Below are 10,118 nucleotides of genomic sequence, written 5' to 3' on the forward strand. Positions count from 1 at the left end.
AAAGCAAAAATCGAAGCGATTGCGACCCGTATTTACGGCGCTGACGGCGTCGACTTTACACCAGTAGCCGCTAAAGAAATGGAACGATTGACCGCTCTTGGTTTTGACAAGGTGCCAATCTGTATGGCTAAAACCCAATACTCATTAACCGATGACGCCACCAAACTGGGTCGTCCAACCGGATTTAGAGTAACGGTTCGTCAGGTCAATATTTCCGCAGGAGCAGGTTTCATTGTCGCCCTCACCGGCGAAATCATGAAAATGCCTGGTCTGCCTAAAGTACCAGCAGCTGAAAAAATTGATGTCGATGAAAACGGCGTAATTGCTGGCTTATTCTAGAAACGACAAAAATTCAGTAAAAAATTGAGGGATCCTTTGGGATTCCTCTTAATTCATTATTCATAAACAGTTATGTGTGAAAACGATAAACTATCCCTGAAAGAGTCCTTAAATTTTAAACTTTGAACGAGGAGAACGAATATGAATTTTTTTAGTCCCGCAGAAATCTGCGATAATATGGTAAAAGGCTGTAATAACAAGGCCAAACTATCGATTGGTAAAATGATGGTTCTGGGTATTTTTGCCGGTGTTTTTATTGCATTTGGTGCATATGGTTTTACAGTAATTACTTCTGGCGCTGGAACTGGCTTTGAAGCCACCTTTGCCAAATACATTGGAGCTGGCGTCTTCCCGGTAGGTTTGATGCTGGTTGTTATTTGTGGTGCCGAACTGTTTACTGGTAATAATCTGATGACCTTATCACTTTTCAAAAAAGAAATTACTGTTGGCGCAATGCTGCGTAACTGGGGCGTGGTTTGGGTTGCCAACCTGATTGGTTCGCTTTTATTGGCCTGGTTAATGTCACAAAGTGGTCTCTATGGCGAAGCCATGACTGCAAAAGCGATCGGTATTGCTGAAGCTAAATGTGCGATTCCTTTAATGCCAGTTATTATCCGGGCTATTTTCTGTAACATGCTGGTTTGTCTGGCTGTCTGGATGCAATCCGGCGCAAAAGACATCATCGGCAAGATTTTTGCCATCTGGTTCCCAATCATGCTGTTTGTTTTGTCCGGCTTTGAACATAGTGTGGCCAACATGTTCTTCATCCCCATGGGTATTTTGTGTGGCGCTGATGTAACCTGGGCCCAGGCTTTCCTGAACAATATTCTTCCGGTAACACTAGGAAATATTATTGGTGGGGCTATTATTATTCCGGTTTGCTATCATTTTACATATGCTAAAAAAGCAGCTTAATGAATAATTTATAAAACTAAAAAAGAACCCCTGTCATACGGCAGGGGTTCTTTGCGGTATTGGCTAATATTGTTTTTCTTTGATCAGTCCTTTGCGGTAGGCAGTGATCAGCATTTCCAGATCTTCCACCTGGGTCATGATCGCTTTGCCGGTATCGGTGTCCCGAACCCGTTTTCGCTCAGTGGTTTTTTCCACCACCATCAGGGTGGATTTGATATCGACCCCGTCGGAAATGGCCTTTTCTACCGATTCAAAGGGATCATGGCTGATCAGAATCAGTCCGTAGGAATTGTAGGTCAGGGTGTAGCCAGCGATGCCGGTGGTTTTCTGATAGGCCCGGGCAAAGCCGCCGTCGATGACTAATTGTTTGCCCTTAGCCCGGATCGGGCTTTCTCCGGAGGTGGCTTTCACCGGGATATGGCCGTTGATCAGGTGGCCCGAATCCGGGTCAACCCCGAATTCTACCAGAATTTTTCGGGCCAGTTCTTCATCATCGTCAATTAACAGATAAAACGGTGCGTGATGCTCTTTATGAGGTGTTTTGTCATCGATGAAATAACGCTCAAAGGTGGCCATCTTATCTTTGCCAAATAGTGGCGAATCCTCATGGCACCACAGGAACCACAAAAAATCGGTGCGGGTGGGGTTTTCATCGATGTCGGTTTTACCGAAATAAGCTTCTCTGGCCATCTGGTCGAACTTATCCATCAGGCTTTTACCGGCATAAGTTTTGCCGGCGATTTCTTTTTCCTTAAAACTGCCGTCGTCATTTATCAGCACACAGGCATGAAAGAGCAGGTTGTCATTGAAGACCTTGTACATGCTACCTTTGGCATACATGAAACGGATGTGCTTTTGGAGCTTTTCGCTGTGTAAAAAAGCGTAAACCAGGCGATCCATTACCAGGGTTTCTTCTTCCGTCAGCACGCAGGGATCAGCCGGGTTAAGAGTGGGGAAATTCGTGTCGTTAAGCTGGTAAATAACACCTTCGACATTGATTGTGCCATTGTCAAAATCGATACGACGGAGCAACTGCCGTTTTTCCATATTATACTCGGGATGATTGTCGATCATGCATTCTTCCAGTTTGAACTGGATCATCGCAATGGCTTTGTGCATCTTGGCCATCAGAGCGGTTTCCTGGTCAGAAACGGTGTGACTGTCGGAAATTTTTGGCGCAAATTTGGTGCAGGGATCATCGCTGTATTCCCGGTTGGCAAAGGAAGCGAGAGGCAGCAGATTGATCCCATAGCCGTTTTCGAGCACATCCATGTTGGCGTAACGCAGGGCAATCCGGACAGCGTTGGCAATACAGGCGGCATTGCCGGCAGCAGCGCCCATCCAGAGAATATCGTGATTGCCCCATTGCATATCCAGAGAATGATGGCGCATCAGGGTATCCATAACCTCGTCGGGTCCGGCTCCCCGGTCATAGACATCGCCGATGATATGCAGGTGATCAATAGTCAGCCGCTTGATAACCCCAGAAATCTCGACAATAAAGTGTTGAGCTCGTTCTAATTTAACCAGGCTCTCAATGATCTCCTGATAATACTCTCGTTTGTTGAAACGGTGTTCGTCCTCCTGCAGCAGCTCTTCCATAATATAAGCAAAATCTTTAGGTAGGGCTTTTCGCACCTTGGAACGGGTGTATTTTGAAGCCGCCGCCCGGCAGACCTTCACCAGTCGGTAAATGGTCAGCTTGTACCAGTTGTCCAACGATTCCCGGCTCCGTTCCTTTTTAATCAGATCGATTTTTTCTTCAGGATAGTAAATAAGGGTTGACAATTCTTCCAGTTCTTCAAAGGCAATGGTGTTTCCCAGTTCCTGGTGGACCTTGCGTTTAATGGCCCCGGAAGCGTTTTGCATCACATGATTGAAGGCTTCGTGCTCGCCATGGATATCAGTGAGAAAATGCTCGGTTCCTTTAGGGAGATTCAAAATCGCTTTCAGATTGACGACCTCGCCGACGGCGCTGGTTATGTTGGGAAAGCTTTGTGAAAGGAGCTCCAGATATTTCTGATTTTCTTGAAGTTGTATTTTTGTATAACTGTTCATATCGACCTCTATCTTTAAATTCGTGTTAAAATAATGTAAATGTTTTCGTCCTGATTATACACTTGAAAGCATTAAAAAGCCATTAAAAAATATCTGGACCAGCTAAAGACAAAAGTAGGATTCCGTGATAAAATGAAATGCATAACCAAACAAACCGGGCCTGGTAAAAGACCGGATAAATTACTCAAAATCTTAGTTTTAAATGAACAGGTGGAATAGATGGAGACAAAAATTATTGCGGCTGTTGAGGCAATTGACGAAAAACGGGCAATGGCACTGGTAGCGGCAGAACTTGAAACAGGAAAAGATAAAAAAGACATTGCCAATCAGCTGAATTTTGCTCTGCAGCGGGTAGCAGTTCGCTATGAAGAAGGGGAGTACTATATTGCCGATCTGATTATGGCTGGGGAACTGGTGTCCAACCTGCTCAGTATGATGGGGATGGATAGCACCCAGCTGATCGATGGCAGGAGTCTGGGCAAGATCGTAGTGGGTACGGTTTTCGATGATATCCATGATGTCGGCAAGAATATTTTTATCAGCATGCTCCGGGCCGAAGGCTTTGAGGTTATCGATATGGGTACTGATGTCTCCACCGAACGGTTTATTGAAATCATCAGGAAAGAAAAACCCGCCATTCTGGGGATCAGTGGGATTCTTACATCAGTGGTGGAAAACATCAAAGAGGTCATTGATGAAATCGTTGCCCAGGGCCTCAGGGATGATCTGAAGATCATTCTGGGAGGTGCTCTGGCGGGAACGGATTATGCGAAATATGTGGGGGCCGATGACTACTCCAGCGATGCCATCGAAGGGGTTAATATCTGTAAGCAATGGCTTTTGCAATGAATGGGTGATGGAATGAGAAAAATTCTATATCTTGATATCGTCAATGACATCAAAGGAAAAATTGAAAAGGGCATCTTAAAGCCCGGTGATCTGCTGCCTTCGGAAAATGAAATGTCTGAGCAGTTCGATGTCAGCCGTACCACCCTGCGTAAAAGTCTGGCGCTGCTGGTCAATGAAAAATACATTTATACTATTCCTGGCAAAGGAAATTATGTCTGTGAACCCTCGGCTAACCAGTATCAGTTTTACTTTGATGAAATCGACAGCTTGAAGGGGGAAGTTGAGGAGGTTAAACTGGTCAGCGTAGGGGTCATTACGCCGGGCCGGAAACTGATGCGGGAGCTAAAAATCGGTTCGTTTGAAAAGGTCATTAAGATTCAGAAGGCGACTAAAATAAAAGATGAGGTGATTCAGTATGCATCAATCTTTTTGCCCTACCAGAAGGGCAATCCGATTGTCGAAGATGTGATTAATTTTGCCAATTTTCATGGGATCATGGAAAAGGGTAAGCTTCAGTTTCAGCATAAAAAAATTCTCAATATCGATATCGTCCACCCGCCCCTGGAAGTACGGGAAAACCTTCAAATTGATCATGACGACTGTTGTTTTCTGGTATCCCAGAATATTATTTCCATGGAAGACAATATGCCCATCAGTTACAATGAATTTTATATCAAACGGAACTACTTCACCCTAACAGCAGAAACGACTTTTTAGAAAAATTCATAAATAGCTGTCCGGAGAGGGCAAAATAATTGAAAACGAATAGATCAGAGTTACCCGGCTTTCAGTATTCTTAAACACAAAAGAAGCCATTTGCACTAAACATGCAAATGGCTTTGTTATTTTATAAATGGTGATCCCGAATGGACTTGAACCATCGACCCCTACCATGTCAAGGTAGTGCTCTGCCAGCTGAGCTACGAGATCACTTTTACTGCTTGATCATTTTACATGAATCTTTGCAAAAAGTAAAGCTTTTTTTAAAAAGATTGGTTGGAATAAGTGGACTTGACAAGCACATGAGGAGAACAGATGATAAGTGGCTGAATTTTATCGATTTTGATAAGGTGAGCCACAATTGAAAAATTTGGCAACAGGAGAGTAAAACAAGAGATTATTCAAATTATACCAGAGAACAGTTGATTGAGATCATTGATGAACTTAAGATGTTGAACAATGAAAGCGCAGGGTTGGTTTGTGAAAGAATTCGCTCCAGAATCGAAGCCTCTCAATTTGCTGATGGGTTGAAAATAACGATCAGTGGCGGTGTTGCGGAGTATCAGGGGGAGGTAGTCCCAGCGTTTATTGATAGCGCTGACAAAAATCGATATGAAGCCAAAAATTCAGGAAGAAACCGGATTGCAGTTAAACAAGACTCTCCATCACCGATTTGGGTTTTCCTTATGACATTGTTTAATATATTAGTCAACTCTTTAATTTGTTCACAACGCAACAGCGATGGACAGAGCTTTTATTTAGATGAAAGAGGATCGGGCATCGGATAAAAATAAGAGTTGACAAAGTTGTAGGCAGGCGATACTATATGAGTAAAAATACATATGAATTATCGATCATGTGTAAAAAGGGGAGCTAAAAATGACTGTCATTGAAATACTTAAGATTTTGTCGGATAATAATCGTTTGCGAATTCTGAATCTGCTTTATGTCCAGGAGTTATGTGTGTGCGAGATGGAATACCTGTTGGGGATTTCTCAATCCAATTTATCAAAACATCTGCGGTTAATGAGTGAAGCCGGATTTCTGGAAAATCGTCGGGAGAATAAGTTTGCTTATTATAAAATCAATCAGCAAGTTTTGTCAGAACATCCTTTTATCACCGCAATTTTTGAAACTGAATTGAAGCGGGAAGATTTTCTTGTGGAGGAATTAAATAAACTGGGAAATTATAAGACCAGCGAATTGACCTGCCATCAGATTACCGCCTTGATTGGCTGAAAAAATGAGCGAAAACAGCAAAACCCGGTTCAATGGTCGGATGTTGTTAAAAAAGCGAGGAATAATATGGAACTTAAACGAATTTATATTGAACTCACAAACCGGTGCAATTTGAATTGTGAGATGTGTTTTCGGCATACCTGGGATACGGTTGAAGGGGATATGGATCTGGAATTGCTTAGATCCATTAGAGAGCAGGTAAAAGCCTTTCCGACCCTGAAGGAAGTTTTTTTTGGTGGGATTGGAGAGCCAACAATCTATCCTTACTTTAAGGAAGCGGTTGAAATGTTTGCCGGCTACGATCTGTTTATGACCAGTAACGGGATCATGTCTGAAGAAAAGGCAAAATTGGTCTGCGAAAAATTCACCGAGGTTTATTTTTCAGCGGATCAGTATCATGAAGATTCCCAGGGGGTTAAGGATCAGCTGATCAAAACCTTTGAAATCATTTCCGATTATCACAAACAGAACCATTCCCCCACACCTAAGGTCGGGATTGCCTATGTGCTCACAAAAAGCAATTCAGAAGCACTGTTTGATATTATGAAAATGATGCGGCATTATGGTTTTCACCGATTGTCCTTGTCCCATCTACAGCCGATTAACGAGAAAGATGCAGATGATATTTTTTACAATCGCTATGAAAACCCCGAAGGTAAGGCTTATCTGGAAAAAATCTTCACCTATCGCGACATTAAGATCAACATCCCCGATATGGAGCTGAAGACGGAACGGCGCTGTACCTTTATCGATAAGGGTTATATCTATGTGGATGCCGGCGGCGAGGTGATGTCCTGTTATCGGCTGGCCAACAGTTATGATGAATATGTTTTTGGCGATAAAAAAAGAGTGCTGAAACATTCTTTTGGTAATGTTAAAGAAAACCCCCTAATAGCGATTATAGAAGGTAAGGATTATCAGAATTTCTGGAACACTGTCTATAACAACCAGTATCCTTCTTGTATTGACTGCGATCTCCGGGGCGGCTGCAGCCTGGTGGAAGACACCAAATACGACTGCTATTTTAATACCCCCTCTTGCTCGGACTGCCTCTGGGTCCGTAATTTTATCCGCTGCCCCTGATAGTTGGCGGATAGAGAATAACACCATGGAATTGTGATAAAAAATATTAAACATAAAAGGCCTGGCATTAGCTCAGGCCTTTTATGTTTAAATGGTCTTGTTTTCGTATCAGGGGTTGGGAACCGCGGTGAGATCATCGAGATTCATGGACGAATAATCGGTGAAGACAACGTTGGACGGTGGGATAAACTGACTGTCAGCAATGTCGTCGGCAGAAATATCAGTGACAACCGAGCTCATGGACAAGGTGCCGTTGCTGAGAATTTCAGTTTTCAGTGGTACACCATATTTGGTTGAAAACCACATTCGCATATCAACAGTGCCGTTTTGCCCATCATTTTCGGTGGTTTCGATATAGATCACTTTTTCGCCGTCCAGGGTTTCCACCCGGGCGATCACGTTTTCAGGAAAAACATCGGCGATGTCGTCAATGCTGGTGACCCCTTCATCAAGGTTCAGATCGCCCAGATCGGAGGTGATTTCCTGATCTTTAAAAGAAAATCCGGCGGTCTGGCCTTCGGTATATTGGTAGGTCACGCCTTCAGCGGCATTGTAAATGGTAATCTGTTTGCCAATATCGGGCATTTCCATTTCCATCCGGAAGTTATCGCCTTTAGTAAAGGTGGTGGAGGTGGTATTCAAACTATTGGCCACTGTAGTTTGAGTGGTCATTTTAAGGGCATCCGGGTAGCTGAAATTTAGACTGCTCAGTAGTGCTGCGCCACTGAGACTTTCATCCAACGTGGTAGTTTTATCGCCATTGGCCTGGTTTTCATCAGTTTTGCCAGCGTCGCCGCCACTGCCGCTACAGCCGGCGAGAAGCAATACTGATAATACCGCTAAAAACATCAAAATTAATTTATTCTTTTTCATTTATTTAACCTGACCTTTCTTTACTCATAAGCTTTTCAAATCGAACTCCAATACAAAGGCTATTTGCCGTTGATTTCGTTCCGGTTTTTAAGGGCTAGTGTGCCTAAAATACGGTAAAGCGGGGTGATGTCCATTTTTTTTCCAAATTCAAACTTTTGGGCGCCAAATATTTCATTGTGACCGATGCGATTGACGTTTTCCAGATAGGTAACAGTAATTTCACTGTCATCCAGCCCGGAACCGGCGGTTTCCATTTCCACGTCGATGATGTGGGATAAGTAAATTGATTTAATCGAAGTCTTTTTACCAGAGGCACCTTGCTTGTCCACGAAAATAATGCGGATATCGGTGAAGATAATTACATCACGAATCAGTTTGAATCCATTTTGAATGACTTCTCCTTCAAACAGGTACTTTGAATACTCATTACTCAGTTCTTCAGCGTTTACCTCAACTGCATTTCCCAGGGCGCCTTGGACAAGACCGCCAAAATTTAGTTTTGCCATCATGTTCTCCTTTTTTAAAAATAGATTTAAAACCATTTCCACAGTCCTGGTTTCTAACAAAACACAAGGTTTCGCTTATCTCCTTTTCTACCCCGGGAAGAAAGGGATAATCACAGAAAAAATAAAAATCACAACAAAACAGGGAACCATCAATTTAATGAAATCCTAAACCTTTTTTAGGTATAATGACAAAAATCACGTTAACCCAATTTAGGGATGCTATCATCAGAAAAAATAACAAAAAAAGGAATGCTTATGTTTATTATTGATCTATTTGTAAAAACTGGTCTTGAAACGCTTTATTTTACTGGGGTTATCATTCTGGCCGGATTGCTCCTCGGGGTTCTGGAAACCCAGACCAACCGAAATTTTCAGAAAAGTCTGGGCCGAAATGCGATCATGGTCACCGGGGTTATTGGTACCCCCATTCACGAGCTCAGCCACGCCATAACCGCCCTGATCTTCGGCCATAAAATTATCGACATCAAATTGTTTCAGCGACCGGATCGAGATGGGGTGATGGGTTACGTGAACCATGCCTATAATACTAAAAACATTTACCATCAAGTGGGAAATTTCTTTATCGGTATTGCCCCGATTTTTGGTGGGCTGCTGGTGATTATGGTGCTGATGGGGCTGTTGTTGCCCCAGGTGCTAGAAAGTTTTTTGACCGTGGTGAGCCAGGGTATGGCAGTGGAAACTCTGAGTTTGGCCTCTTTTAATGGGATTTTCACCGCGTATCTGGATCTGCTGAAGCTGGTTTTTGCTGGAGAGAATTTCCAGAACATCGGCTTTTATCTGTTTTTGTTTCTGGCAATTTGTATTTCTGCCCATATTTCCCTGAGTCCGGCGGACATCAAGGGTGCCTTAAAAGGTCTGATCTTCATCTTTCTGATCTTGCTGATCCTTAATGCCACCGGCTTGTCCCAGTCGATTCTGGCCGTCGATGTGTTAAAATACAATGTTCTGATGAGTTCATTATTAATGATTACCGTCATCTTTTCGTTGATCACATTTGCCATCAGCCTGATCGTTAGAATATTTACCCGTTAAATTTATCGTAACGACAAAAACCATCCGTCTCATCAATGGATGGTTTTTTGTTTGGTATGGGGTAAAAAATCCGTGGTTTGCCCCGATAGTCTTTGTAATTTGGCGGTTGCTCGCATATAATACCAGTATGAGACGATAACAATCGCAGGGATTAAAGGCAATTTAGAGTTGCATAAAGCTCCCGGCACATAGAATTTACTATAAAAAGCCTGCAAATAAAAAGTCAATAGGAAATTGAAAGTTTTGTAAAAAGTTATATTCAAGATAATGAAGCACGACAAAAAGACCAGCAACTATCGTTGGTCTGAAGATAAGGATATTTGTGGTGAGTGTTATGAAAGAGATAGCAGGTATTCTTTTACTCGTCCATAGTAGATACGCAGAAACTTATTAGCGCCTGCGGTCATGTAAACATAGTAAGGCTTGCCTTGGGCACGTTTCTTATCGAGAAACTGATAAACAGCATCATCCTGTGGCTTGGTC

The 10,118-nt window shown here is 42.8% G+C and carries 11 protein-coding genes, 1 tRNA gene and 1 pseudogene; 8 read left to right on the forward strand and 5 right to left on the reverse strand.

Going from position 1 to position 10,118, the window contains the following annotated elements; genetic code table 11:
- Positions 1 to 339, forward strand: a 339-nt coding sequence (locus A3KS_RS21710) for a formate--tetrahydrofolate ligase (RefSeq protein WP_026395789.1), incomplete at its 5' end; no start/stop codon positions are given.
- A 141-nt stretch (positions 340 to 480) separates the two neighbouring features.
- Positions 481 to 1,254 (forward strand): formate/nitrite transporter family protein, encoded by a 774-nt coding sequence (locus A3KS_RS0116575; protein ID WP_035356617.1) that lies wholly within the window; start codon positions 481 to 483, stop codon positions 1,252 to 1,254.
- Between the two features lie 63 nt (positions 1,255 to 1,317).
- Here A3KS_RS0116575 and A3KS_RS0116580 read toward each other — a convergent pair whose 3' ends face one another.
- Positions 1,318 to 3,312, reverse strand: coding sequence for a fructose-bisphosphatase class III (locus A3KS_RS0116580; RefSeq protein WP_026395854.1), 1,995 nt, complete (start codon positions 3,310 to 3,312; stop codon positions 1,318 to 1,320).
- 219 nt (positions 3,313 to 3,531) lie between these two features.
- Here A3KS_RS0116580 and A3KS_RS0116590 point away from each other — a divergent pair, with 219 nt between their 5' ends.
- The gene (locus tag A3KS_RS0116590) at positions 3,532 to 4,161 is read left to right on the forward strand and encodes a cobalamin B12-binding domain-containing protein (protein ID WP_026395855.1); all 630 of its coding nucleotides are present in this window, start codon (positions 3,532 to 3,534) and stop codon (positions 4,159 to 4,161) included.
- A 12-nt stretch (positions 4,162 to 4,173) separates the two neighbouring features.
- Positions 4,174 to 4,878, forward strand: a complete 705-nt coding sequence (locus tag A3KS_RS0116595) for a GntR family transcriptional regulator (protein ID WP_026395856.1) — start codon at positions 4,174 to 4,176, stop codon at positions 4,876 to 4,878.
- A 137-nt stretch (positions 4,879 to 5,015) separates the two neighbouring features.
- Here A3KS_RS0116595 and A3KS_RS0116600 read toward each other — a convergent pair.
- Positions 5,016 to 5,091, reverse strand: a tRNA-Val gene (locus A3KS_RS0116600).
- Between the two features lie 212 nt (positions 5,092 to 5,303).
- Between A3KS_RS0116600 and A3KS_RS0116605 the strand changes: the two genes are divergently transcribed.
- The 3 genes from A3KS_RS0116605 to A3KS_RS0116615 all read left to right on the forward strand — a co-directional run bounded on the left by A3KS_RS0116605 (position 5,304) and on the right by A3KS_RS0116615 (position 7,203).
- Entirely contained in the window at positions 5,304 to 5,669 is a 366-nt protein-coding gene (locus tag A3KS_RS0116605; protein ID WP_026395857.1) for a diguanylate cyclase, read from the forward strand.
- Positions 5,670 to 5,760: 91 nt separating this feature from the next.
- Entirely contained in the window at positions 5,761 to 6,120 is a 360-nt protein-coding gene (locus A3KS_RS0116610; RefSeq protein ID WP_026395858.1) for an ArsR/SmtB family transcription factor, read from the forward strand.
- A gap of 66 nt (positions 6,121 to 6,186) precedes the next feature.
- On the forward strand, positions 6,187 to 7,203 hold the full coding sequence (locus tag A3KS_RS0116615; RefSeq protein WP_026395859.1) for a radical SAM protein: 1,017 nt from the start codon (positions 6,187 to 6,189) through the stop codon (positions 7,201 to 7,203).
- 108 nt (positions 7,204 to 7,311) lie between these two features.
- On the opposite strand, the gene A3KS_RS0116620 is transcribed toward A3KS_RS0116615, so the two are convergent.
- Both A3KS_RS0116620 and A3KS_RS0116625 read right to left on the reverse strand, forming a co-directional pair.
- Positions 7,312 to 8,076: a hypothetical protein gene (locus tag A3KS_RS0116620; protein ID WP_026395860.1), complete on the reverse strand. Its 765-nt coding sequence runs from the start codon at positions 8,074 to 8,076 to the stop codon at positions 7,312 to 7,314.
- A 59-nt stretch (positions 8,077 to 8,135) separates the two neighbouring features.
- Positions 8,136 to 8,582 (reverse strand): PH domain-containing protein, encoded by a 447-nt coding sequence (locus A3KS_RS0116625; protein ID WP_035356619.1) that lies wholly within the window; start codon positions 8,580 to 8,582, stop codon positions 8,136 to 8,138.
- Between the two features lie 255 nt (positions 8,583 to 8,837).
- Here A3KS_RS0116625 and A3KS_RS0116630 point away from each other — a divergent pair, with 255 nt between their 5' ends.
- Complete coding sequence (locus A3KS_RS0116630) at positions 8,838 to 9,635, forward strand: hypothetical protein (protein WP_026395862.1); 798 nt, start codon at positions 8,838 to 8,840, stop codon at positions 9,633 to 9,635.
- Positions 9,636 to 9,967: 332 nt separating this feature from the next.
- On the opposite strand, the pseudogene A3KS_RS23630 reads toward A3KS_RS0116630, so the two are convergent.
- A pseudogene (locus A3KS_RS23630) lies at positions 9,968 to 10,118 on the reverse strand (IS110 family RNA-guided transposase); the annotation flags it as partial.

This window comes from Acetobacterium malicum subsp. dehalogenans DSM 11527 (genome assembly GCF_000472665.1).
In the GTDB taxonomy this organism is placed as follows: Bacteria; Bacillota; Clostridia; order Eubacteriales; family Eubacteriaceae; genus Acetobacterium; species Acetobacterium malicum.

Bases quoted from the DNA above. Each gene is read 5' to 3' on its own strand.
- A3KS_RS0116580 (WP_026395854.1), bottom strand. From the start codon at position 3,312: ATGAACAGTTATACAAAAATACAACTTCAAGAAAATCAGAAATATCTG.
- A3KS_RS0116610 (WP_026395858.1), top strand. From the start codon at position 5,761: ATGACTGTCATTGAAATACTTAAGATTTTGTCGGATAATAATCGTTTG.
- A3KS_RS0116575 (WP_035356617.1), top strand. From the start codon at position 481: ATGAATTTTTTTAGTCCCGCAGAAATCTGCGATAATATGGTAAAAGGC.
- A3KS_RS0116595 (WP_026395856.1), top strand. From the start codon at position 4,174: ATGAGAAAAATTCTATATCTTGATATCGTCAATGACATCAAAGGAAAA.
- A3KS_RS0116615 (WP_026395859.1), top strand. From the start codon at position 6,187: ATGGAACTTAAACGAATTTATATTGAACTCACAAACCGGTGCAATTTG.
- A3KS_RS0116630 (WP_026395862.1), top strand. From the start codon at position 8,838: ATGTTTATTATTGATCTATTTGTAAAAACTGGTCTTGAAACGCTTTAT.
- A3KS_RS0116625 (WP_035356619.1), bottom strand. From the start codon at position 8,582: ATGGCAAAACTAAATTTTGGCGGTCTTGTCCAAGGCGCCCTGGGAAAT.
- A3KS_RS0116620 (WP_026395860.1), bottom strand. From the start codon at position 8,076: ATGAAAAAGAATAAATTAATTTTGATGTTTTTAGCGGTATTATCAGTA.
- A3KS_RS0116590 (WP_026395855.1), top strand. From the start codon at position 3,532: ATGGAGACAAAAATTATTGCGGCTGTTGAGGCAATTGACGAAAAACGG.